The organism is Gemmatimonas sp., from assembly GCF_031426495.1.
Classification (GTDB): domain Bacteria; phylum Gemmatimonadota; class Gemmatimonadetes; order Gemmatimonadales; family Gemmatimonadaceae; genus Gemmatimonas.
Genome location: NZ_JANPLK010000068.1, coordinates 26,406 through 49,760, shown reverse-complemented (window position 1 = coordinate 49,760; position 23,355 = coordinate 26,406). Strand labels below are relative to the sequence as shown.

Sequence of the window (23,355 nt, the reverse complement as noted above, 5' to 3'; positions counted from 1 at the left end):
ACCCAAAAATCGAAAGCGGTGCGCCAGGCCTGCATCGGGCCGACCACTCCGTCACTACAGTAGACGACCCGTACGTCGAAACGATGCAGAACGGTCCGCCTCGACGGGGGAGCGCTTACACAAAGGCCGAATAGCCGGTTACGGCCCGTCCTACGATCATCGCGTTGATCTCGTTCGACCCCTCGTAGGAGTAGATCGCCTCGGCGTCAGCAAAAAGACGCGCCACATGAAACTCGAGGAGGATGCCGTTGCCCCCCATCGACTCCCGGGCCAGCTGCACGACCTCGCGGCACTTGGCGGCACAGAACTGCTTGGCCAACGCTGACATCTCGTCCTTGGGCCCCAGCCGGTCCTGCAGCTCGGACGCCCGCAGCGCGAGGCCGATCATCGCCGTCAGGTTGCCGAGCATCTTCACCATCATCATCTGAATCAACTGAAAGCTGCCGATCGGCTTGCCGAACTGCGTGCGTTCCTGCGCGTATCGCAGCGAGTGTTCGTAGGCCCCCATCGCGCAGCCCACGCCCTGCCACGCTGTACCGCACCGGGCGGTGACGAGTACTCGTTGGGTGTCGGCGAAGCTGTTGGCCCGTTGCAAACGATCCTGCTCCGCCACCCGCACGTCGGTAAGCGTGATCAAACCGTTCAGCACCGTACGCTGGGCGATCTTGCCCTGCATCGTCTCCGCGGAGTAGCCGGCCAGCGACGTGCGCACGATGAAGCCCTTCACCGACTGATCGGCCTCGTCGCGCGCCCAGATGATCACGATGTCGCCCCACGTGGAATTGCCGATCCACTTTTTCTGGCCGTTCAACACCCACCTGTCCCCCTCACGGCGGCAGGTGGTGGTCAGCCCGCGCGCCACTCCTGACCCGACGTCGGGCTCGGTGAGACCGAACGCGCCGATCAGGTCCCATCGACGCAACGCCGGCAGCCATTCCGCCTGCTGCTCCTCAGAGCCGCAGAGCGCGATCGACCCCATGCAGAGGCCCGCATGCACACCGAAGAAGGTCGCCAGCGACGGATCGACCCGTGCAAACTCCATCGAGAGCAGTCCGTCCATGACCGTCGCCGTGCCAGCGCGCTCCGGCGTGTACGCGCCCTGCAACAGATTGAGCTCCTTCATCTTGCCCACGAGATACTCGCGGGGGAATTCAGCGCGTTCCCAGTAGCCGTTCGCCTGTGGCTCCCATTCGCCGCTCATGAACTCACGCAGCTTCAACCGCGCCGCGTTCACCTCGTCGGGGAGCGTCGAGAACCAATCGTAGAAGTCGCCGTTGATCGGCGGACGCGGGCGAGTGGACGGAGTGCTCATGACGTGCTCATGACGTGATCATGCTGAGGCCGGGAAGGAGGAGACCGCGGTGCATTATACTCCCCGGTACGCCCTCTTCGCTGCACGCCCCCATGGGGCACGCCCTCGAGCCCCACGCAATGACGCTGTCCCGCTACCTCGTGGCTTTAGGCCACGGCACCCGAAAGGAGGCCGAGCGCATCGTGCGGCAGCGGCGTGTGACAACCGCGGCAGGCGCCGTGCTGCGCGACACCGATGCCTACGTCCATCACGACGTGTTCGTGGATGGCGCACCGCTTGATGCGCCGCCGGGGTCGGTCATTCTGCTGAACAAGCCCGTGGGGTACGTCTGCTCGCTGAACGACCGTCCGCCCATGATCTACGAGCTGCTGCCCGCGAACTTTCCGAAACGGACGCCGGTCATGGCGTCGATCGGCCGGCTCGATGCGGATACCTCGGGACTACTGTTGGTCACCGATGATGGCGCGCTCAATCATTTGCTGGCGTCACCGAAGTCGCATGTGCCGAGGCGGTATGCCATGACACTGGCCGAGGCGCTACGCGGCGATGAGAGCGCCGTGTTGGCCAGCGGAACCCTGATGCTCAAGAGTGAGACCTCGCCGTTGCTTCCCGCGGCGTTCACCGCCACCGGCGAGCGCACGGCCGACATCACGATCAGCGAAGGACGCTACCACCAGGTGCGGCGCATGATGGCGGCCATCGGTAATCACGTGCACACGCTGCAGCGTGTGGCGATCGGTCCCCTTTCCTTGGGCGACGTGGCGGTGGGACGCTGGCGCCTGCTCGGCGCCACCGAGATTCACACCCTGCGCGAGGCGGCACTCGCCGCGAAAGCCGGCGCGAAGGCGGAGGCTAAGGCCCCGGCGACTGCTTAGGGAACGGGCGTACCTGCCGGCTTGCCCCGCGCAGCTGCCCTCGCGGCTGCGGTCGCACACCTACCGGGTGGCGCCCAACACCTTGAACCGTCGACCGTCGTGAATCGTGCGCACCTCACCGAACCGGTCGGCGATCGCCTGCTCGTACGGGAGGGTGCGGTTGGCCACGAGCATCATTCGCCCGCCGACCTTCAGGTGCTTGTAGGCGTCGGCGATGAACTGCCGCGGCACCATGAGATCGGTGGCCTTCCCCTGATGAAACGGCGGATTGGAGACCACCACATCGAACAACTCCTCACCCAGCCCGCCACCGACATCACTCGCGCGCACCTCGGCGTTGGCGAGCTCGGCCTTCGCGATTCCACGCGTCGCGCAACGCACCGCCTCGGCGTCGGCATCCACCATCAGCACCCGGCCGGTCCCCGACAGCGAAGCGGCCGTGAGTCCCAACGCACCCGCACCGCAGCCCAGATCGAGCGCCGACTCGCCGGCCCGAATGTCCATGAGGTCGCCGAGAAGCTGCGTGGCCTCATCGAGGTGCTCCCAGGAGAACACGCCAGGACGAGAGTACAGCGAGTGTACCACTCCCTTGAGCGTCACCGCGACCTCCCGAAAATGCTCGGGGTCGAGATACGGCGACGTGCCCTCCGTGAGCGAGGCGGGGGCGATCTGCGCCTTCGTGGCCACCGCCAGGCGATGTCCGCTGTGCTGGGCCTCGAGTCGGGCCATGCCGAAGATCGACTCCAACAGGCGCACCGCCGGCTTCACGCCCTCGTCGTTGGCGCCGGCGATATAGCACTTGCCGCCGATCCGGAGCGCATGAAACGCCTCCCAGATCAGCTGCTGCAGCGCCAGCTTGTCGGTGGACACGCGAATGGTGACCACATCGGCCGCCAGCGCCAGCGGAAACGCGTGTGTGCCATGCGCATGCACCACATGCGAGCCGGCGATGCCGTTGGCGGCCATGGTGCGCTCGGTGGCCTGCACCGACGGCAGCGAACGATCCGAGCACCAGAGCACCGACGCCCCGCCCGCCACCGCCGCCGCGGCCGGGACCATGCCGTTGCCGCAGTTCAGGTGCACCGACGTGCTGCGTCCCATCGACGCCATCTGTTCCGCCAGCATCATCGACGCCGCGTCGACCGTGCCGTGCGCAAACACCCCGGGCTTGGTGGCCACCAGCACCCGCGAGCCCGCGATCGAGAGCGGAGCGTTCTGCCAGAAGGCGTAGCGGTCGGGGGCGGTTTCGGTCGGTGTCGTCATCCCTGCAGTCTAGCGACCTCGGACAGCGCCCCCTACTCCTCGAGCAGGAGATCCCCGCAGGCCACGATCTTGGACATGGCGGATGCCGACTCATGGACATTCAGGTAGAAGCTGCCGCTGTCCGGGAGCATCAGGCGTAACGTCGCCTTGCCCTCGGCGGCGCCGGTGCCATCCACGCGCAGCAGCGGATACGCCGACGCGGCGCCGAGCACCGGGCCGCCTCTCGCGCAGCTGCCCACATGGACATGCCACGGGCGAACGGCCCCCGCCGCGTCGCGCGCATAACTGACCTCCACGACGGAAGTCCCCGCATCCTTGCCTGCGAGCATCTCAACTTCGCCGCGGATCTTGGACCCATTGGTACCCAACACCATGCCGGCCCACGCGACATGTCGCACCGCCCCGTTGGCGGTCGTCGCGGTGAGCGTCAGCAGGAGCGCGGTGGCCGTCGCTGCCATTCGTGATGGGCTCATCTGGTCGTGCTCGCTATTGAGGTGGTGACTCGTCGACGGGCGCGTGCCCGGACAGCAAGTGTACGCGAATTTGCGCGATGCGTCGAGACTGCATACGCATCACCGTAAATCGAGCGCCGCCGCGGTCGACGTGGTTGCCCAACTTTGGTAGGAAGCCGTAGGCGGACATCACGAAACCGGCCACGGTTGTGGCATCGCGGCGATCGGCATCCTCGCTCAGTTCGAGGTCGATGACCGACTCGAGATCGTCGATCGCCGTTCCGCCGTCGACCAACCAACACCCATCCGCCTGCCGCACGATTTCGAGATCCGCCGTCGAGCCATGCTGGGGAAGTTCTCCGACAAGGGCTTCCAGAATGTCGTCGAGGGCAACGACACCGGCCACGCCGCCATGCTCATCGAGCACGACCGCCGCTTGCTGCCGCGACTTGCGAAAGGTTTCGAGAAGTCGCAGCACCGGCATCGAGGCCGGTACGAAAAGCGGCTCCGTGAGCGCCACCCGAAGATCGAGCGCCTCTCCAAGCAGACAGCGGTGGAGGAGGTCATCGGGATAGGCCATCCCGAGCACGTCCTCGATGTGCTCGTTGCACACGAGGACTGGCTGTCCCCGCCCGCGTGGAACAGCCAGCAGTTCAGATCTCAGCTCCGCCGCTGTCGCTGCGACATCGACCCACGAGAGATCGACGCGAGGTGTCATGATGGCCACCACCTGTCGATCACCAAGCTTGAAGGTGTTCTCCACAATCTGATACTCAGCCGGCTGCACGACTCCCGATTCGGCCCCTTGCTCGACCATCGCCCGAATGTCCTGTTCGGTCACGCCGGATTCGACCGACGCACGGATGCCGAACAGGCGGAGCACCAGCCTCGTCGAGCCCGTGAGCAGCGATACCAGTGGGGCGCCGACGCGAGAGACCGCGCGCATGGGACGCGCGACGAGGGAAGCAATGCGTTCCGGATGCCCGAGCGCCAATTGCTTGGGCACAAGTTCGCCGATGATCAGCGAGAGATACGTGATGGCTCCGACCACCAGCGCGAAGGCGATCGGCTCCGCGTAGGGAGCAATCCACGTGACCGATCGAAGTAATTCCGCGAGCCTTTCGCTGAGGCCAACGCCACCGAACGCACCGGCCAACACGCCGATGAGCGTGATTCCCACCTGCACCGTAGACAGAAAGTTGGTGGGATGCGACGAAATATCGAGCGCGGCTCGCGCGCCCGCATCTCCGTCTTCAGCCAAGTGCTCGAGTCGGATCTTGCGAGCCGCGACCAGGGCCATTTCGGACATCGAAAAGACACCGTTGAGCACGAGCACGAGCAGGAGCAGGATAACGATGACTTCCAACGCGACGTCAGCCATGATCAATCGGGTCGCCGCAGTGAATCGGCGCGCGCATCCTCTGCGGCCTCGCGTGCCAGTTCCTGCTTGAGCCGCCCCATCTGCGTCAACCCAAGCCGACGCCCGAGTCCAGTAGGATCCACGCCGTACTCGGCAGGGAGCACCGCGGTGATCAACACGGCCACTGCCACCACGACCGCGACAAGCGTCGCACGGCGCAGCTGCTGCGGTGTCGGCAGCTCACGGTCGGGCGGAGGCGTCGTCACATCTTTTTCAGTTCAGCGAACTGCCCCGATGCCTTCACGGTAATCGTGACCGCCTTCTCGCCGGTGTTGCGCCACGACCAGCCGTGCACGCCATCAAACACGGCCTCGATGCTGCCTTTCTCCCCGCTGGACGACCCGCGCTGATAGATGTGCGCCGGCTTGCTCGGATCGGTCCGGACCTCAGCGTGCAGGTTGTAGCCAACGCTTCCGCCAACCGACTTCCACTCGAAATCGGCTTTCTGTCCCTTCTTCATGACCAGCTTGACTTCGATGCGCTTCGTGGGCTCGATGGTGACCGTCATGGAATCCCGACGCGCCTGCACAACACCCGGCGTCGGTGACGTCGCGGCGGCGACCGGCCGGACGGTGGCAAGCGAGCCGGCGGCAGCGAAGAGCGCCGCCAGCGAGAAGGCACGCGCGGAACGGCGAGGGTTAATCTGCATGGTGGGGTCAGGTGCGGGTGGTGAAGTACCCCGTGAGCTGGTAGCCCACGAGTAGGAGTCCGGCCGACAGCAGCAACATGTTGGCGGCAAATCCACGCCGCGCGAAGGACTGGGAGCGCCGCCAATAACTCATGGCGATGAGTACACCGGCGAGCGCCAACATCTGCCCGGATTCGACACCGACGTTGAATGCCAGCAGATTCGGCACCAGTCCGTCCGGGTCCATCTCGAAATCCAGCAGTTTCGTCGCCAGTCCGAATCCGTGAAAGAGACCAAAGATGAACGTCGCCGCGCGCGCGTTGGGCTGCACCCCGAACCATCGTGGAAACGCTCCGACATTATCGAGCGCCTTGTACACCACGGAGAACCCGATGATCGCGTCGATGAGATAGGGACTCACGCTCACCCCGGCAAGCACCCCAACGATGAGCGTCGTGGAATGGCCGATCGCAAACAGGGTGACGTACGCGGCGATGTCCTTCAGGCGATAGAGGTAGAAAATGACGCCGCAAAGAAATAGCAGATGATCATAGCCCGTGACCATGTGTTTGGCGCCGAGATAGAGAAACGGCATGATGCGAACACCGAACGTTTCTTGGATGTATCCCTTGTCGCCGGCCGAGACGCCGTGTGCGAGTGCCTCGAAGGGGAACGCCAGCGTCATCAGCGTAACGAGGCCCAGTGTTACGAGCCAGGATCGACGGTGCAGCAGGTCGATCAACGTGTGAGTGCGTTGCGCGGGGGTGAGCATGGTCATCAGTCAGTCGGTCAACCCGTCAAATGATGGCGAGGGCGTTGCCGTCCGATCGCCGAACAGCCAGAACAGCGCAGGCAGCACCAACATATTGAGTGCCGTCGCCGACAGCAGCCCACCAAGAATTACGATAGCCATCGGTGTTTGCAACTCGTTGCCCGGCTCGCCGCCGCCCATGGCGAGCGGAATAAGTGCGAGACCGGCCGTCAGGGCAGTCATCAGAATGGGAGAAAGTCGCTCCATCGATCCTCGTACGACCGCCTCGCGGAATGGAGCGCCCTCAGCCAGCAGTTGCCGATAGTGCGAGACTAGAAGAATTCCATTGCGGGTGGCGATGCCGAACAGGGTCACGAACCCTACGAGCGATGCGATACTCACGACACGACTGGTCACAAAAACGGCGAGCACGCCACCAATCAATGCCAGCGGAAGATTGGCCATTACGAGCATGGCGGTGCGCGCGGACCTGAATTCAGAGTACAAGATCAGGAAGATCGCCGCGACCGATAGCAACGACAGCAGCGACAGCGTGCGTGTCGATTCAGCCTGGGCCTCGAACTGACCACCGTAGCTCACGTGATACCCTACCGGTAGCATCACCTGCTCGTTGACCACGCGCTGTATGTCACTCACCGTGCTACCCAGATCGCGACCCGCTACGTTCGCCTGCACGACGATCTTTCGTTGCACATCCTCCCGGGAGATCGTGTTCGGCCCTCGCGTCACGGCGACCGTGGCCAACTGCGACAGCGGGACCCGTTGACCACTCGGCGTATCGAATGCGACTAACGCGATCGCGTCGGCGTTGGCCCGCGCGCTCTCAGGAAAGCGAACGACCAGGTCGACACTGCGGCCTTCCTCCAGCACCTGCGAGACCGCTTCACCGTTGAACGCAACGTCGATCGCTTCCGCCAGTTGGCCCACCGTCATGCCGTATCGTCCCAGCGCCGCGCGATCGGCGCGTACGTGCAGCTGCGGAACATCCATTTGCTGCTCGAGCTGCAGGTCGGCGACCCCCGGCACCACAGCCATCGCGTCTCGCACCGCACCGCCTATCTGCCGCAACTGCAGGAGATCGGGGCCGAAGATCTTTACGGCGATATTGGCCCGCGTACCCGAAAGCATGTGGTCGATGCGATGTCCGATCGGCTGACCAATCGTGACATTGGTTCCGGGAATGGCCGCGAACTCGTCTCGCAGCGCCGCGAAGAGACGCTCTTTGTCGACATCGTTTCGCAGCGTCACGTCAATTTCGGCGGCGTTCACTCCCTGTGCGTGTTCGTCCAATTCGGCTCGCCCCTGACGTCGATCCGTGTTGATGACGGCCGCCTTGGCGAGCAGAATCTGTTCGACCAGTTTACCAATCGCGTTCGATTCCTGAAGCGACGTGCCCGGTATGGTCACCACGCTGACGGTGAGTGCTCCCTCGTTGAATTCGGGAAGAAAGGCTGATCCCAGGAACGGCACGGCTGCCGCCGAGAGTAGTACGGCCACTGCCGCTGCGGTGAGTACCGCCCGTGGAATGCGCAACACGTAGTCGAGCACCGGCGCATATCGCCGCTTCAGCCACCGAACGAGGGCGCTCTCCTCTTCCGATTGTACGGCCCTCGCGTTCGGGAGCAGATACGCACACAGCACGGGAGTGATCGTTACCGCGACCAACAATGACGCGAGAATCGACACGACGTACGCAAACCCGAGCGGCCGCAGCAGGCGGCCTTCGACGCCGCCCAGGAAGAACAAGGGGAGGAACACGACGATAATGATCAGCGTGGCCTTCACGATGCTGGCGCGGATCTCGCGCGACGCATCGTACACCACACGAAGCGACGAGCGACGCTCGCCCTCGGGACGATGGTGGTTGTCCTTCAAACGTCGGAAGACATTCTCGACATCGATGATGGCATCGTCGACCAGCGCGCCGATGGCGATGGCCATGCCACCGAGCGACATGGTGTTCACACTGATCCCGAACAGCTTCATGGCGAAGATTGCCACCACCAATGACAATGGAATGGCAACGAGCGAGATCATCGTAGTCCGCGCGTTCCAGAGAAAGAGGAACAGGATGACGACCACGAGGATTCCTCCGTCGCGCAGCGCTTTCAGCACGTTCTCGATGGAGACAGCGATGAAGCTGGCTTGCCGGAACAGCTGCGACTCGATGAGCACACCCGGAGGCAGGGCGCGCTGCATTGCGTCGAGTTCGCGCTCGATACGCCGCGTGAGTTCGAGCGTATTGGCACCGGGCTGCTTCTGTACCGCCAACACCACGGCGGACTTCGCGTTGACCGAACCATCACCGTACTTCGGTGCCATTCCAACCTGCACGTCGGCCACCTGCGACATGATGACCGGGGTCCCCCCGCGTATGGCGACCACCGTGTTTGCGATGTCGGCGACCGACTGCACGCGCCCGATCCCGCGTATCACATATTCCTGCCCTTTGTCCATGTACACGCCGCCGGCGGCGTTGGCATTCGATCCAGCCGCAGCGCGCACGACCTGATCCAGCGTGACGCCGGCCGAGAGCATGCGCGCGGGATCGGCGATCACCTGGTACTGCTTCACGTCGCCACCGATCGGGATGATCTGCGCGATGCCCGGAACCGCGAGCAGGCGGCGGCGAATCGTCCAGTCGGCGATGGTGCGCAGGTCCATCATCGACACCGGCGCTTGGGTCCCTCGCCGGGCACTATCGGGTGCGGTGAGGCCGATCATCATGATCTCGCCCATGACCGACGAGACTGGCGCCAAGGTGGGTGCCGCAACGCCAACCGGCAGCGCGTTGGCCACTACCTGCAGTTTCTCCGCGACGATCTGTCGCGCGCGGAAGATGTCGGTGCCCCAGTCGAACTCGACCCAGACCACCGAAATGCCCTGCGCGGTGGATGAGCGCACACGACGAACACCGGTCGAGCCGTTGACCGCCGTCTCGATAGGAAACGACACCAAGGCTTCGACCTCTTCCGGCGCCATACCGTGCGCCTCGGTGAGTACGGTCACCGTGGGCGCGGTCAGGTCGGGAAATACGTCGACCGGCATCTGGTACGCGGTGATTGCCCCCGCGACCAGCATGATCGCCGACGCCGCAAGCACGATCACGCGATTGCGTAACGACCAGCCGATGAGATGATTCAGCATCGTCGTCGCCTAGTGTTCGTGACCGTGCGTCGGCACGCTCGTGGACAACGAGGCAAGACGCACCTGATACGCCGCACCGGTGACCACACGATCGCCGCGCTGTAGTCCGGCACCGATAACGGCACGCGAGCCTTCGATGCCGAGTACCGTGACTTCGCGCTTCTCGAAGCGCTCGCCACTCGGCTGCACGTAGAGGACCGTGCGGCCGTCTTCATCGAGAATCGCGCTGGATGGCACGAGCAGCCCGCGCGCCCGCTGGCCGGTACGCAGCGCCACGCGCGCGGCCGCGCCGACTTTGAGACTGCCGTCGCCGTTCATGACTTCGTACAACACCGGAACCGTCCTCGACATGGAATCGATCACACTGCCGATCGAGACGGCGCGCCGTGCGGTGTAGCGCCGCGTACTTCCCTCAACCGAGAACTCCGCGCCCGAGGCACGATCCACGCGACTTGCCTGAGACGACGGCACATTCACTTTCAGCCAGACGCGTGTCGCATCGACCAACGTGAAGAGCGAACTGCCCGCCTCGACGCGACCGCCCGGCGTGATGCTCCGCCGGATCACCACGCCACCAATCGGAGCTCGGATCGCCACCTTGCCGCTCGGGGACAGATCGCCACCGCCGAGACCAGCGAGTGCCTCCTTCGCAGCGCGCAAGCGATTCTCCGCCTCATGCACGCGACGCTGCGGTACGGCTTCGACCGCGAGCAGCCGAACGGCACGCGCGTGCTCATCTTCCGCTTCGCGCAGCGCCGCTCGCGCATCGGCAAAGGCACTGCCGCCCTCCCCGAGCGACGGTGTCAGATACGCGAGGATCTGCCCACGGGAGACCTGCTGCCCCGGCACCGGCGACGACGAGACACCTCCGGCATCGACCAGTGCGCCAATCGGTGCGGTGACATCCGCATAGTTGCCTGCGGCGGGCTCGATCTGTCCATTAGCATCGAATGAGGCGGCAATGTCTCCCTCAACCGCAAAGTCGGTGCGGAAGCCAGGCGACTTCCACTGCTGCTCTTTGAGGAACGGAATTCCATTGTCGGCCTCCGCCCCTTCCGTGGGGGCTTCCTTCGCGTTCGCGTACACGCGAAGTCCCGGCACCCGGAGCGTGTCGCGCGCCTGTGGGCTGTCCACGAGGATCGTGAGGTCGTACACGCCAGCGGCCGTGAACTCAGGACTCGGACCATAAATCCCGGGTGCGCGCGGCGCGTCCTGAACCACCACCAGCGAATTTCCCCCATCGCGCGGCGTAAAGCGTAGCGTGATCCGGCCGCTACGCAGCGGCGCGAAGTCGGTGATGTCGGTCAAGTGCACGGCGAACTTGTCGGGAACACCGACGATCAGGGCCGGATGCTCCATGAACAGTTCGGTGGAATCCGTCCACATGGTAATAGCGCCTCCGGCCGGACCGGCTACCGCCTCGACACCCGACGCATCGGAACCGGCGTTCGCACCGTTGTTGCACGCGGCGAGCGCACCGCTGCTGACAGCCGCCGCACCGTAGCGTACGAGTCGAAGCATATTCGTCATAGTCATCATGGCTCAGCGCCTCAGCGAAACCGGGGATGGAAGACGCGCGCCGACAACGCGGTCGAGGGCAGCGCGGCGAGTCGCCGCCTCCGCCTGCAAGGTGAGCGCGGTCAACTCCGCGTCTTGATAGGCGCGAACGGCGTCGAGCCACTCCACGAGAGAGATTTCGCCTTCCGCATACGCAAGTTGCACGGCGCGCATCGCAGCCCGAGACTCGTCGCCGAGATGCGGGGCCAACAATGCCTGCTGCTCCTCGACGGCCGTGAGCGCGTCGTACGCCTCGACGACTTCTCGCTGCACGCGACGACGAACGGCCTCGATCGTCGCGCGGGCTGCGCGCGCGTCACCCGACGCCGCATCAACGCTGGCCTGGCGGCGGTCGAGAATCGGCAGCGGGATGGAGAAGCCGGCGACGTAGCCGCTGAACCCGGTGAGCGACCCCAACTGCGGATCGGCAACGCGCTCTCCCTTGTATCCAAGAGACAGCGTGGGTGTCGGAATGCGCTCGCGCCCAACGAGTCGCGCTTCGGCCTCGAGCGTCTCCGCCTCGAGCATGGCGATGCGGAGTTCGGCGCGCTGTCGCACGGCCAGCGCCATGAGCGAGTCGAGACCGAGCACCCGCGGAGCGAACACGCCATCGGAGGCGTCGCGTGCTAGTGTGAGCGTATCGCCGGCGCGACCGCCGAGCCCGAGCAGCGAGGCGAGTGCCGACCGTGCGGCCCGCCGCTCGAGCGCGGCAGCGGATCGTACAGCGGCGAACCGCGCGGATTCCAGCCGAAGGCGACGCGCGGCATACCCCGAGATATCCCCATCCGCGAGCCGCGCGTCGCTGACCCGTTGGGCTTCCGCAAACGCGTTGGCCCCCTGCTCCGCGATCCTGAGTCGATCATCGGCCGTGATCGCCAAGGCGAACGCCTGTGCGACGTCAACGTTGAGCTGGAGCTCGGCAGCGGCGAGCCGTTCGACGCTTGCCGCTACGCGAAGTCGTGCCACCGACATGCGCGCGCCGCGTTGGCCGGCGATCTCAAAGACCTGCTCTAGCTGCGCAATATTCTGCGCGTTGGATTGTAGCCCGCGGGACGTTTGCTCGCGGCCGTACGACAGCGTGGGATTCGCGAAGCCGGCAGCCTGACGCGCGCGCGCCGCAGCCGCCGCGTTCGTCTCGCGAGCCGCGAGGAGCTCGGAGCTCACCTCGCGCGCCGTGCGTTGCGCCGCAGCGAGCGAGAGCTGCGCGTGTACCGGGCGGGGAACGCCGGTGAGAAGCCCCGTCAGCGCCAGGGAGAGGATCGCCGGCGCGCTACAGCGCACGAGCGCATCGCACCCTCGCGAGCGGACGAAGTGAAAGCAGGTTGTAGGCACGGCTGACCGATCCGGGATGTCGAAGGGCGGCCCCCTGCTCCGCGATCAGTGGAGTGGGACACGCGCGATCACCAGAACAGGCTGTCGAGACGGCAATACCCGGGAACGCGCGGGCACACCGTCGGTCGACAGCGATCAGCGAACGGGCGGAGCTCGTAGACTGGGCGGAGACGTACCGCCGGGGTCGGGTCCCGCCAACCGGTTGCGATTGGCGAACGCGACCGAGGGGACCGCGACCACGATGGCGTCTGGTATCTCAACGCGCATCGTTGTAACGGCGGCATCGGCGACCACAGCGAGCCGCATGCCGTCGCGTGATGCAGGGCCGACGTCAACGGAGCGGTGTCCGTGCCGATGGTGATTCTCAGACTCTTCGAGTTCGGCACCGTGCGACGTCGTGCCATGCTCGACCGGCGGCTCCTCGCTCGCCACGTCACCGTGATGATCGGCCCGTTCGTGCGCCACGTGGTCATGAAGCCATCCGTGCGTGACCGCTGACGCCGGCGCGGCAAACCCGCCGAGCAGGGCGACGACAAGTGCGATCAGGCGAAAGCGGAAGGGCCGAGGCATCTGGTGAAGCCTATTGGTTGTCTATGCGACCCGCCAGTGGGGGCGCGACTCAGTACCTGAACGCATACTGCAGCTTCACCAGGAGCTGATTGGATCCGAAACCCCAGTTGCGCGGATAGCGCGCGGTGGGATCCGTCTGCAGACCCGTGCCGTAGGGCAGTCCGGTATCGCCGTTGATGTCGTGCCGCAGATTGTGGTTATACACGATGAACAGGTCACCGAGCGGTGAGAACGTCCAGCGGATTCGCGTGTTGGCCCCAAAGGTGTCGCTCTGATTGTCGTATTGGGCGTAGCTGTTGAGCTGCAGATTCGGCGACACGTTGATACGCACACGTGTGCCGACCAGATCTTGCGTGAAGCCGCCTTCGCGGAGCCGTCCGATGTTACGCGTGCCATTCACTTCCAGGTTGATCAGCGAGGACGGCTTCCAGGCCGTGGTCAAAATGATTTCGTTGAGCGTGCCGCTGTAGAACGACCCGAACCACCACGTGGCCTGCCCGCTCAACCGGCGCTTGGCGGCCAGGCCGCCCTCCAGGCGATAGCGATACCAGTGATACGCACCAACGGGAATCGTTACGCCCGGTGCGATCGTGAATGGCGCCGCCAGTCGCTCGCCGGTGGGATTCACGTTGAGTTCGAAACGGTCACCGCTCTCGAGACGCCAGTTCACCGGCGCCATGAAGATGCGATAGCTCTCCCACTTCCCGTTCAGGTCCGTCACGACGCGGGGTTGGAATTCGTTCACCATCTGCCGGACGCGTAAACCGGCCACCCGCCCGCGCGGACGCGGCACGAAGTTGCTGGTGAAGGTGATGATCTGCGCCGCGGCGCGCGGCACGAACCCGAGCGACGGGTCAAAGCCGTCGCCGATACGCTTGAATGTCGCCGAGATCTGCCACAGGTCGTTCGGGTAGTCGATCTTCGCGCCCCACGCCGTCTTCTCGCCGGTGAGTCCCGCCCGGTCGGTCTGCAGCCCCCACACTCCCATCGCCAAGTTCTTGTTGCCGTGGAAGCGCGAGGTCTGGTAGGTCGCATCAAGGCCGGCCATCCAGCTGTCGGCACGTCCTGTGGGATCACCGAGCGTGCCGATCATACCCACCGTGGATTCGCGCCCGAGGTTCTGCTTGTAGCGCAGCACGCCAAGCGTGTTCGCCGTCGAAGGCAAGGTGGTGCCGGAACTCGTGGCCAACGGAAGGTCGCCGGTGCGCAGCGCGATGCCGCCGAAGTTCGCGCCGTTACCGCGCCCCGTGACCTTCACGCCGGCGCGAATGGGCACTTCGTTGCCGTTCAGCAAACCGATGCGACGGCTGAAGAACGGCCGGACGTCGTCGCCCAGACTGAGCCCGAAGTCGAAGATATCCGCGCCCTGCAGGAAGAACGTGCGCTTCTCGGGAAAGACAATCGGGAAACGCGTGAGATTCGTGCGACGCGTATCGACCTCGGTCTCGGCGAAGTCCGTATTCACGGTGAGGGCCGCCAGTGTGCTCGCGCCCAGCGTCTGCGTGATGTCGAGACTCAGGTCGCGTTCATCGCGGCGCATCGCCCCCGGGGCCGGCACGCCCGTGGCGCCCATGAGCGACGGACGAACGCTGAGGCCGAGCCCGAGGGCGAACGCCGGCAAGTCCGTGAGCCGACCGGCGCGGAAAGTCTGGGTGATCTTGAAATCGCGCACCGGACTCGCCCAGCGATCGTTCTCCAGCAACCGTTGCACGCGCCGCTGCACGTTGAAGCCCCACGTGGTCAGTCCGCTGGCGAATTGCAGGCTACGAACCGGAATCACGATCTCGGCCGACCATCCTGTTGCCGTGCGCGCGGCCGCCGCGTCCCACACGGCGTCCCAGTTTGCGTTCTCGCCGTCGCCGGAGATCAAGGCATCGTAACGCGCGCCGTTGGGATTCACCGCGAACACGTAGCCCGAGCGACCGTCGAGATAGGTGTCGAGCACGATCTTAATGTGATCCTCGTTCGCCAGCGAGTTATCACGCTCGCGGGCGAAACTCACGATGCCATCGGGGTTCGGGTCATCAGCCCGCACGCCGATCACGAGCTGGTCCTCGTCGCGCAGCACGCGCACCACCGTGCGCCCGGCCGGCATCCGGCCGGCCACGGGTTCAATTTCGGTGAGCGCGCCGATGGAGTCGGCGGCCGCCCACATGGCTTCGTCCAATCGCCCGTCGAGGCGAAATGCTGCGCCGAGGGGCGCGCTTCGCAACGACGCCACGGCAGCGCCTGCTGCGCTGGCAGTCCGCAAACGCGTCCCCGCCGCGTCGACCACGGGCTGCGCACCCATCAGCGACGCCGAGAGCAGTGTGACGGTCAGCGCGGCGATCAGCGCACGGGAGTTCAAGCGGAGTGCGACTGGCACGGATGCGCGAAGTGGGGAGGGACGGGAACCACCAGGCGCGGCGATAGCGCGCGCCCCCCGACCGTACGCATATCTTATCACAGGCGCTGGTACCACACGCGACGTATGGTGGAAGGCTCCTGTTCCCACCGCAGATCGCGGCCCGGCTTCCAGAGGTTCCGCCATGGCACAAGGCAATGCGAGGAAGGTTGAGATGACCCTGCGATCACGTATGTGGATTGCCGTCGGCATGACGGTTGCCAGCGCGATACCTGCTGCGGCACAGGTCACGCCGCCGCCAGATGGCGGCCCCGCCTGGGCACGTGTGCAGCAGGCGCTTGGCGGACGTGGCACCATGCAACCCGGCGACGTATTGCGATTTGGTTTCCCCCGCACCGATCTCACCGTCGTCGCCGACGGCGTGACACTGAAGCCCACGCTCGCTCTCGGCTCGTGGGTGGCGTTCAAGCGGATGGACGCCGCCGGCGCGACCATGGTCATGGGTGACCTGGTGCTCACCGAAGACGAGGTCAGCGCGGTCATGCTGCGGTTGCAGCAGAACGGGGTGGAGCAAACAGCCCTGCACCAACACGTGCTGCGTGAGAGCCCACGTGTGCTCTACATGCACATCGACGCGCACGGAGACGCGGCGAAGATCGCGAGCGCCATTCGCCTTGCGCTCGGCGCCAGCAGGACGCCGCTGACTGCGCCGACCGCGCCGGCCATGGCCCCCCAGGCTGCGTTCGAGCTGGACACCGCCGCCATCGCGCGAATGCTCGGCGTCGCGGGACGGGTGAACGGCGGCGTGTATCAAGTGAATGCGGCACGGGCCGAACGGATCATGGCGCACGGCATGGAGGTGCCGCCGGCGATGGGCGTGGCGACGGTGATGAACTTCCAGCCCACCGGCGGCGGAAAGGCCGCGATCACGGGCGACTTCGTGATGACCGCAGCGGAGGTGAATCCCGTCATGCGGGCGTTACGCGAACACGGCATCGAAGTGACCGCGTTGCACAGCCACATGCTCGACGAGTCTCCGCGGCTGTTCTTCATGCATTTCTGGGCCAATGCGAATGCGACTACACTGGCCAAGGGACTGCGCGCCGCGCTCGACCTCACGGCGCGGCCGACAAAGTAGGCAGCCGCGCCTTACACTACAAAACGGCGGCGGCATCGAGAGATCCGATGCCGCCGCCGTTGTTTGTAGTGGGCCTTGTAGGAGTTGAACCTACGACCTCACGCTTATCAGGCGTGCGCTCTAACCACCTGAGCTAAAGGCCCGAAGGAGAGTTCACCATCTCCGCCAGAGCCGCATAATGTACCCCGCCGAACCACTCGGGGCAAGTGCGGCCGAAAGGTAAACGAGCGACACCCCGTAGGAGTATCGCCCGCCCTTTTCCGTCACGCGTCCGGATCGTCTTCGTCGAACCCGTCGACGTCGTAGTCCGGATCGTCTTCATCGTCGTCGTCGTCCTCGTCATCATCATCGAGGTCGTCGTCATCATCGTCCTCATCGTCGTCGTCGTCATCATCATCGAAATCGACGTCATCATCCTCATCCTCATCGTCGTCGAGATCGTCGTCGAGACCTTCGTCGTCGAAATCTTCATCGTCGGCAGCCAGCGCAAAAACCGAGGACGGCAACTGCTCTTCGAGCGCGTCCAGCGACGACGACCCGAACTGCTCCAACATGGGACGATTCTCCTTCGAGTGGTGATGGTGTTCCGCGCGCACGTTCTGCGGATGGCCGAACGGCAACGAGGTTTTCGAGACGGCGTGAACGGGAGTATCGGCAGACGCTCGCCGCGGCGCAACCCGAAAGTGTGCGCGCCCTACCAGAAAATTGGTCGAACCACCGTCGAACCTCGGCGGAACGGTCCGGTGACGAACCGTTCACGCCGAGCCGAGCGCGCAGCCCGTTCTTAGGCCGTCCGTTCCCGCTTCGTCTCGCGGTTGGTCCGCTTGCGGTCGCTCGTGGAGAGGAGACGCTTGCGGAGTCGGATGTTGAGCGGGGTGATCTCGATGAGCTCGTCGTCTTCGATATACTCGAGCGCGGTTTCGAGGGTGATCTCCCGGGGCGGCTCGAGGGTGATGTTTTCGTCGGTCGACTTGGTGCGGATGTTCGAGAGCTTCTTTTCCTTCGTCGGGTTCACGTCCATGTCGCCCGGACGGGAGTTCTCACCGATCAGCATGCCTTCGTACACCGCGTCGCCCGGCGTCACGAAGAGGGTGGAGCGCTCCTGTAAGCTGAACAGCGCAAACGCGATGATCGTGCCGTTTTCCATCGACACGAGCACACCGCGCGAACGGCCCGACAGCGGGCCCGCCCACGCCCCATACTCGAGGAAGCGGTGGTGCATGATGCCGGTGCCGCGCGTGTCCGTGAGGAACTCGCTGCGGTAGCCGAACAGTCCACGCGCCGGCACGCGATACAGCAGGCGCACCAGCCCCTGCCCCGGGTTCTTCATCTCGATCATCTCGGCCTTGCGGGGTCCGAGCTTCTCGATGACGGTGCCGAGGTATTCCTCGGGCACGTCAATCGCCAATTCTTCGAACGGCTCGAGTTTCTGGCCCTTCTCGTCCGTGCGCAGAATCACCTTCGGACGCGACACCTGAAATTCGAAGCCTTCGCGACGCATGGTCTCCATGAGGATGGAGAGGTGCAATTCACCGCGACCGGACACGCTCCACGCATCGGTGGAATCGCTGTCTTCGACGCGGAGCGCCACGTTGCGCTCGAGCTCCTTGTACAGGCGCTCACGCAGCTGACGCGACGTGACGAACTTGCCGTCCTTGCCCGCGAACGGCGAATTGTTCACCACGAAGTCGACGCTGATCGTGGGCGACTCCACGCTGATGCCGGGGAGCGGCTCCTGATGGTCGGGATCAGTAAGTGTGCTGCCGATGTCGACATCTTCGAAGCCGGCAAGCAACACGATTTCGCCCGCCGAGGCTTCCTGGATTTCCACGCGCTCGAGGCCTTCGTAGCCGTACAGCTTGGACACGCGACCACGCTGAATCGGCTTGTCGCTTTCGAACGGCAGCAGCGTGACCGAATCGCCGAGGTGCACGATACCACGCTCCACGCGTCCGATCGCCATGCGGCCGAGGTACGCCGAATACTCGATGGTGGACACGAGCATCTGGAACGTGCCTTCGCTGTCTGACGGCGGCGGCGGCACGGTGTCGACGATCGTCTGATACAGCGGCTGCAGATCGACCGGCGTGACATCCATGTCCATCGTGGCGAGCCCCTGCTTCGCGCTGGCGTACACTACCGGCGCGTTCAGCTGCTCTTCCGTCGCTTCGAGTTCGATGAACAGCGACAGCACTTCATCATGCACACGCAACGGATCGGCGCCGGGGCGATCGATCTTGTTGATGACGATGATCGGGGTGCGACCGAGTTCGAGCGCCTTGCGGAGCACGAACCGCGTCTGCGGCATCGGACCGTCGAACGCGTCCACGACGAGCAGTACGCCTTCGACCATGCGCAGAATGCGCTCCACTTCGCCACCGAAATCGGCGTGGCCCGGCGTGTCGACGATGTTGATCTTCGTGTCGTTCCAACGGATCGACGTATTCTTGGCGAGAATGGTGATTCCGCGCTCTTTTTCAAGCGGATTGGAATCCATCACGCGTTCTTCTACGACCTGATTTTCGCGGAAGGCTCCAGCCTGGCGGAGCATCTTGTCGACGAGGGTGGTCTTCCCGTGGTCGACGTGCGCGATGATGGCGACGTTACGAATCTGCATAGCCTTAAAAGTTAATGGGGCCATACACTTAGAGACAATGGGGGGACTCGGTAACGGACGTGTGACGGCGCCTCGCGATCCGCGCCTCGTGATCCGCGCGCAGCGCTCAGCCGGCGCGCCGTCGCTCCACCATCCCCACTGCCAGTTGCATGGCCGCCACCAGGCTCTCGGCGCTGGCCACCCCCTGCCCCGCAATATCCAGCGCCGTGCCATGATCCGGGCTGGTGCGCACGAACGGCAGCCCCAGCGTGACGTTCACCGCGCTGCCGAAGCTCGCCACCTTGATCGCCGTCATGCCGACATCGTGATACGGCGCGATCACGGCGTCGAATTCGCCGCGCATGGCGCGCACGAATACCGTGTCGGCCGGGTAAGGCCCAGCCATGCCCGCTTCCCGAGCCACAGGAGCCAGCAGGTCATCGTCTTCGTGCCCGAACCGACCGCTGTCGCCCGCGTGCGGATTGAGGGCACAGAGAGCCAGTCGGGGCTCGGCGACCCCGAAGTCCTTTCGCAGCCCCTCGCGGGTGGCGTAGGCGGCCTGCAACAGCGCCTCGCGGGTGACCGCCGACGGCACGTCACGCAGGGCGATGTGCGTGGTGGCCAGCACCACCCGCAGCGTGTCCGACGCCAGCATCATGGTGGCGGGCACGCCGGCCAGCTCGGCCAACATCTCGGTGTGGCCGGGAAAGTCGAACCCACCCGCCTGCAGCGCCGCCTTGTCGAGGGGGGCAGTCACGATGCCGCTCACCTCACCCGCCAGCGCCATGCGGGCGGCGCGCTCCACCGCGAGCCCGGCCAAACGCCCGGCCAGTGCAATGTCGTCGGCGGCGTGGCCAGTAGGCGCCCAGACGCCGATGGATTCCTGCACCGGCACCGGTGTGCCCGTCGGGCCGATCACATACCACGAAGCGCCCAGCGCCGCGATCCGCGGGTCACTGAGCGCCTTGGCGGCGATCTCCGGACCGATGCCACGGGGATCGCCGAGGGTGAGCGCGAGGCGCATCAACGTCGCCGCCTTACGGCGTCACCGTCTGCTTCGACGGATCATAGCGCACCGACACATAAGTCTGCTTCTTCAGCGTGTCGATGAGGCGACGCATGCTGCGCTCTTCCGAGAGCTGCGAACGCAAGCGCTCGCGCACTTCCTTGAGCGTGAACTCGCCAGCCTCATCGAGGAACGTCACCTGCGCCACAATAAACTTGTTGACGCCGGCCGACGGATCGGGCATCGGGAACGGATCGATGATGTCGCCCAGCTTCTTTCCTTCGAGCGCGTTGCGATACGGCTCGGGGAGTTCGCTACGCGGATACTCCGGAATCGACTTGTCTTCGCCACCCGCCGCGTCGTGAAACTTCACGCTCAGTGAGTCGAAGCTGCCGCCGGCACGCCACGCCGCGGCAATGCTGTCGGCCAGCGCCTTCGCCCGACGTTCATCGGCCGTATCGAGCTGCGGACGGATGAGGATGTGGCGCGCCTTCACTTCGGCGGGCTGTACGCGATCCACGCGGATGATGTGATAGCCGAACCCCGTTTCCACCACGGGGCTGATGATGCCCGGATTGAGCGCGAACATCATGCGATCGAACTCGGGCACCATCCGACCACGACGATTCCAGCCGAGGTCACCACCGAGCTCCTTCGTGCCGTCCATCGACTCCTTCTTGGCGATGTTCTCGAAGTCTTCCGGGTGTTTGTCGAGCTCGACGCGGATCGAATCGATCTTCGCGCGCGCCTTCTTCTTCGACTCCTCAGACGGCTTGGTCGCGATCACGACCTGACGCACGCCCACGCGCGCTTCCTTGCGCGGCAACTTCGTGCGATTCGACTCGAACGCCTCGGTGATCTCGGCTTCCGTCACATTGATCGCCGTCATCTTGCCGTCCCGCTTCAACTTGCTGACTGCTTCCTGCTGCAGGTTGCGACGCTTGAGCTGATCGTTCTGCAGCTTGCGCCACTCGTCGACCGTCCCGAAACCGGCTTCCTTGAGCGCCGCCTTGAACTCGGCTTCCGTCTTGAACTGCGAACGGATCTGCTTCTCGTTGTCATCGATGGATCGCTGAAGCTCGGCCTCGTTCGCCTCGACCTTCATCTCCTTCGCCTTCTGCACGAGCAGCTCGGCTTCCACCAGCTGCTGCAGAATTTCCTGCTCCAGCTTCACGAGATCCTGCGCCGAGTTCACCTTGGCCCCCGCCGAGCGGGCCGAGTTGACCGCGGCCAGTACCTCGGACACGAGCACCACCTGATCACCAACCACGGCCGCGATGCCGTCGACCGGCAATCCCTTGGGTTGCACCGTATCGGTGGCGGCCGCCTTGGGCGCCGGCTTCGGCGCGTCCTGCGCCAGCGTAACCGACAACGGCGCCGCGATGATCGCGGCGCCGGTCAGCAGAGAAAGCAGTCTGGGCATCATTCCGTATAGTACCCGGTCGGATGACCAGGGGTTCGTTGAAAAACGGGCTTACTTCTTGGTCGTGTCAGGCGTCGGCATCGGCATCGGGGCCGGAGCACCGCCCGGAGCCGGAACGCCCGGGGCGCCCTTGCCGGCCTTCAGCGAATCCGACGTGGCACGCACCGTCTTGGCCTTTTCGACAACTTTGTCGAGACCCGCATCGTTGATCGCGAACGCGAACTTCTTCTGCAGCGCATGGGCGACCGGGTACGGCACGTCCACGAACGGCACTTCGTTCTTGATCAGCTTGTCGAAGAACGACTCGATGCGCGCGGCGGCGATCTTCGCCTTGTCGCCACCGGCCTTCGCGCTGTCGGCGAGCTTCGACGGCTCGACGTTGAGTGAGCTCCACGTCTGCGTCACGGCGTTCTTGAAATTCAAATACAGGTTCGACAGTTCGGCGGTATCGAGCGTCGCCTTGGCGCTGTCGGCCTGGTGCAGCACGAGCTCGTTCCGCACGATCTGGCGCACGAACTTCTCGACCAGCGAATCCGGCGCGTTCAGGAGCTGCGGACGGATCTGCGAGTTCGGCGGGTAGGCCGCCACCCAGTTGGCGAATTCCGACGCCGTGAGTTCGCCGCTCTTGTACGTGGCGAGCTTGCCGTTGTCCTTGCCGTAGCCGAGCGGGTTGCGCGCGATGGCCTTGGCCTTCACGGCGACGCCCGACGTCAGCTCGACGCCATTCGACGACTCGACCTTCGCCAGATAGGTGCTCTCGGCGATCTGCACGTTCCGCTGCTTGGCGATCGGCGCGAACTTCGCGGCGACGTCGGCATACGGCGAGCGGTAGATCACGTGGAAGCCAAACGACGTCGCGCACACCGGCGAGATCTCGCCCGGCTTGATGGCCATGACGCACTTCTCGAACTCGGGCACCATCATGCCTTTGCCGAACAGGCCAAGGTCACCACCACGCTCGCCAGCACCAGGCTCGTCGCTCTTCGCGGCCAGCTTGGCGAAGTTGGCCGGAGTGGCTTCGGCACGGATGCCCTCTGCCTTCTTCTGCGCGGCGGCCTTCTGCTCCGGCGTCGCGTTGGCTTCAACCTTGACCAGGATATGACGCGCGGCCATCGCCTCGCCATTCATGTACCGCTGCTCGTCCGGGCCCGGGGTGAGTGTATCCCAGCCCTTCGAGACATTGTCGTAGAACTTCTTGACGCGGATGTTGTCGATATTCGACCACAGCGCCTCGTCCATGGTCTTCTTGTCGGCGAGCGAGTCGCCCTTGGCGGCCGCCACACCCACGAGCTGGTAATTCACCCAGAGCTCGGCGATGGAACGGGCAACGTCCTTTTCGAGCGGGGCCTGCGAAGTGCCCAGGATGTCCGCCAGGCGCGTCACGGAGAGCTGTTGGTCACCGGCCGAGGCCGCGACGTCCGGATTGGACGCGGCACCACAGGCAACGGCGAACGCGACGGCAGCGAGCACGGACAAACGATACGATTTCATCAGGTCGAACTCCGGCACCGGAGTGAAGA

The 23,355-nt window shown here is 64.8% G+C and carries 19 protein-coding genes and 1 tRNA gene; 3 read left to right on the top strand and 17 right to left on the bottom strand.

Annotated elements, in window-relative coordinates; all coding sequences use genetic code 11:
• Positions 1–115 precede the first annotated feature (115 nt).
• Positions 116–1,312 carry an acyl-CoA dehydrogenase family protein gene (locus tag RMP10_RS17055; RefSeq protein ID WP_310571371.1) on the bottom strand — a complete coding sequence of 399 codons (1,197 nt, stop codon included), beginning with the start codon at positions 1,310–1,312 and terminating at the stop codon, positions 116–118.
• A 119-nt stretch (positions 1,313–1,431) separates the two neighbouring features.
• Between RMP10_RS17055 and RMP10_RS17050 the strand changes: the two genes are divergently transcribed.
• The gene (locus RMP10_RS17050; RefSeq protein WP_310571370.1) at positions 1,432–2,187 is read left to right on the top strand and encodes a pseudouridine synthase; all 756 of its coding nucleotides are present in this window, start codon (positions 1,432–1,434) and stop codon (positions 2,185–2,187) included.
• Positions 2,188–2,247: 60 nt separating this feature from the next.
• On the opposite strand, the gene RMP10_RS17045 is transcribed toward RMP10_RS17050, so the two are convergent.
• The 11 genes from RMP10_RS17045 to RMP10_RS16995 form a co-directional block, all read right to left on the bottom strand.
• Positions 2,248–3,450: a methyltransferase gene (locus RMP10_RS17045; protein ID WP_310571369.1), complete on the bottom strand. Its 1,203-nt coding sequence runs from the start codon at positions 3,448–3,450 to the stop codon at positions 2,248–2,250.
• A 32-nt stretch (positions 3,451–3,482) separates the two neighbouring features.
• Complete coding sequence (locus RMP10_RS17040; RefSeq protein ID WP_310571368.1) at positions 3,483–3,923, bottom strand: hypothetical protein; 441 nt, start codon at positions 3,921–3,923, stop codon at positions 3,483–3,485.
• A 13-nt stretch (positions 3,924–3,936) separates the two neighbouring features.
• Positions 3,937–5,283 (bottom strand): hemolysin family protein, encoded by a 1,347-nt coding sequence (locus RMP10_RS17035; RefSeq protein WP_310571367.1) that lies wholly within the window; start codon positions 5,281–5,283, stop codon positions 3,937–3,939.
• Positions 5,284–5,285: 2 nt separating this feature from the next.
• Entirely contained in the window at positions 5,286–5,528 is a 243-nt protein-coding gene (locus RMP10_RS17030) for a hypothetical protein (protein ID WP_310571366.1), read from the bottom strand.
• Entirely contained in the window at positions 5,525–5,971 is a 447-nt protein-coding gene (locus RMP10_RS17025; protein WP_310571365.1) for a hypothetical protein, read from the bottom strand. The genes RMP10_RS17030 and RMP10_RS17025 overlap by 4 nt, the downstream gene beginning before the upstream one ends.
• Positions 5,972–5,978: 7 nt before the next feature.
• Positions 5,979–6,635, bottom strand: a complete 657-nt coding sequence (locus RMP10_RS17020) for a HupE/UreJ family protein (protein WP_345785817.1) — start codon at positions 6,633–6,635, stop codon at positions 5,979–5,981.
• A 96-nt stretch (positions 6,636–6,731) separates the two neighbouring features.
• Positions 6,732–9,869, bottom strand: coding sequence for an efflux RND transporter permease subunit (locus RMP10_RS17015; RefSeq protein WP_310571363.1), 3,138 nt, complete (start codon positions 9,867–9,869; stop codon positions 6,732–6,734).
• 9 nt (positions 9,870–9,878) lie between these two features.
• Complete coding sequence (locus tag RMP10_RS17010; protein ID WP_310571362.1) at positions 9,879–11,399, bottom strand: efflux RND transporter periplasmic adaptor subunit; 1,521 nt, start codon at positions 11,397–11,399, stop codon at positions 9,879–9,881.
• A gap of 12 nt (positions 11,400–11,411) precedes the next feature.
• Complete coding sequence (locus RMP10_RS17005; protein WP_310571361.1) at positions 11,412–12,758, bottom strand: TolC family protein; 1,347 nt, start codon at positions 12,756–12,758, stop codon at positions 11,412–11,414.
• Positions 12,759–12,893: 135 nt separating this feature from the next.
• Positions 12,894–13,328 (bottom strand): hypothetical protein, encoded by a 435-nt coding sequence (locus RMP10_RS17000; RefSeq protein ID WP_310571360.1) that lies wholly within the window; start codon positions 13,326–13,328, stop codon positions 12,894–12,896.
• Between the two features lie 49 nt (positions 13,329–13,377).
• On the bottom strand, positions 13,378–15,693 hold the full coding sequence (locus RMP10_RS16995) for a DUF5916 domain-containing protein (protein WP_310571359.1): 2,316 nt from the start codon (positions 15,691–15,693) through the stop codon (positions 13,378–13,380).
• A 193-nt stretch (positions 15,694–15,886) separates the two neighbouring features.
• Between RMP10_RS16995 and RMP10_RS16990 the strand changes: the two genes are divergently transcribed.
• Positions 15,887–16,810 carry a DUF1259 domain-containing protein gene (locus RMP10_RS16990; RefSeq protein ID WP_310571358.1) on the top strand — a complete coding sequence of 308 codons (924 nt, stop codon included), beginning with the start codon at positions 15,887–15,889 and terminating at the stop codon, positions 16,808–16,810.
• 69 nt (positions 16,811–16,879) lie between these two features.
• Here RMP10_RS16990 and RMP10_RS16985 read toward each other — a convergent pair.
• Positions 16,880–16,953, bottom strand: a tRNA-Ile gene (locus RMP10_RS16985).
• Between the two features lie 63 nt (positions 16,954–17,016).
• Here RMP10_RS16985 and RMP10_RS16980 point away from each other — a divergent pair.
• On the top strand, positions 17,017–17,598 hold the full coding sequence (locus RMP10_RS16980; protein WP_310571357.1) for a hypothetical protein: 582 nt from the start codon (positions 17,017–17,019) through the stop codon (positions 17,596–17,598).
• Here the strand turns inward: RMP10_RS16980 and typA are convergent.
• The 4 genes from typA to RMP10_RS16960 form a co-directional block, all read right to left on the bottom strand.
• Positions 17,595–19,427 carry a translational GTPase TypA gene (gene typA / locus RMP10_RS16975; protein ID WP_310571356.1) on the bottom strand — a complete coding sequence of 611 codons (1,833 nt, stop codon included), beginning with the start codon at positions 19,425–19,427 and terminating at the stop codon, positions 17,595–17,597. The genes RMP10_RS16980 and typA overlap by 4 nt on opposite strands.
• Before the next feature lie 106 nt (positions 19,428–19,533).
• The gene (gene pdxA / locus RMP10_RS16970) at positions 19,534–20,430 is read right to left on the bottom strand and encodes a 4-hydroxythreonine-4-phosphate dehydrogenase PdxA (RefSeq protein WP_310571355.1); all 897 of its coding nucleotides are present in this window, start codon (positions 20,428–20,430) and stop codon (positions 19,534–19,536) included.
• 13 nt (positions 20,431–20,443) lie between these two features.
• Positions 20,444–21,838, bottom strand: coding sequence for a peptidylprolyl isomerase (locus RMP10_RS16965; protein WP_310571354.1), 1,395 nt, complete (start codon positions 21,836–21,838; stop codon positions 20,444–20,446).
• A 48-nt stretch (positions 21,839–21,886) separates the two neighbouring features.
• Positions 21,887–23,326: a peptidylprolyl isomerase gene (locus RMP10_RS16960; RefSeq protein ID WP_309668979.1), complete on the bottom strand. Its 1,440-nt coding sequence runs from the start codon at positions 23,324–23,326 to the stop codon at positions 21,887–21,889.
• Positions 23,327–23,355: the final 29 nt, after the last annotated feature.

Excerpts from the sequence above, each read along its gene's own strand:
- RMP10_RS17000 (WP_310571360.1), bottom strand. The coding sequence starts at position 13,328 with ATGCCTCGGCCCTTCCGCTTTCGCCTGATCGCACTTGTCGTCGCCCTG.
- RMP10_RS17020 (WP_345785817.1), bottom strand. The coding sequence starts at position 6,635 with ATGACGCTGGCGTTCCCCTTCGAGGCACTCGCACACGGCGTCTCGGCC.
- RMP10_RS17045 (WP_310571369.1), bottom strand. The coding sequence starts at position 3,450 with ATGACGACACCGACCGAAACCGCCCCCGACCGCTACGCCTTCTGGCAG.
- RMP10_RS17050 (WP_310571370.1), top strand. The coding sequence starts at position 1,432 with ATGACGCTGTCCCGCTACCTCGTGGCTTTAGGCCACGGCACCCGAAAG.
- RMP10_RS17025 (WP_310571365.1), bottom strand. The coding sequence starts at position 5,971 with ATGCAGATTAACCCTCGCCGTTCCGCGCGTGCCTTCTCGCTGGCGGCG.
- typA (WP_310571356.1), bottom strand. The coding sequence starts at position 19,427 with ATGCAGATTCGTAACGTCGCCATCATCGCGCACGTCGACCACGGGAAG.
- RMP10_RS16990 (WP_310571358.1), top strand. The coding sequence starts at position 15,887 with ATGACCCTGCGATCACGTATGTGGATTGCCGTCGGCATGACGGTTGCC.
- RMP10_RS16965 (WP_310571354.1), bottom strand. The coding sequence starts at position 21,838 with ATGATGCCCAGACTGCTTTCTCTGCTGACCGGCGCCGCGATCATCGCG.
- pdxA (WP_310571355.1), bottom strand. The coding sequence starts at position 20,430 with ATGCGCCTCGCGCTCACCCTCGGCGATCCCCGTGGCATCGGTCCGGAG.
- RMP10_RS16960 (WP_309668979.1), bottom strand. The coding sequence starts at position 23,326 with ATGAAATCGTATCGTTTGTCCGTGCTCGCTGCCGTCGCGTTCGCCGTT.
- RMP10_RS17010 (WP_310571362.1), bottom strand. The coding sequence starts at position 11,399 with ATGACGAATATGCTTCGACTCGTACGCTACGGTGCGGCGGCTGTCAGC.
- RMP10_RS17055 (WP_310571371.1), bottom strand. The coding sequence starts at position 1,312 with ATGAGCACTCCGTCCACTCGCCCGCGTCCGCCGATCAACGGCGACTTC.
- RMP10_RS17015 (WP_310571363.1), bottom strand. The coding sequence starts at position 9,869 with ATGCTGAATCATCTCATCGGCTGGTCGTTACGCAATCGCGTGATCGTG.
- RMP10_RS17040 (WP_310571368.1), bottom strand. The coding sequence starts at position 3,923 with ATGAGCCCATCACGAATGGCAGCGACGGCCACCGCGCTCCTGCTGACG.
- RMP10_RS17035 (WP_310571367.1), bottom strand. The coding sequence starts at position 5,283 with ATGGCTGACGTCGCGTTGGAAGTCATCGTTATCCTGCTCCTGCTCGTG.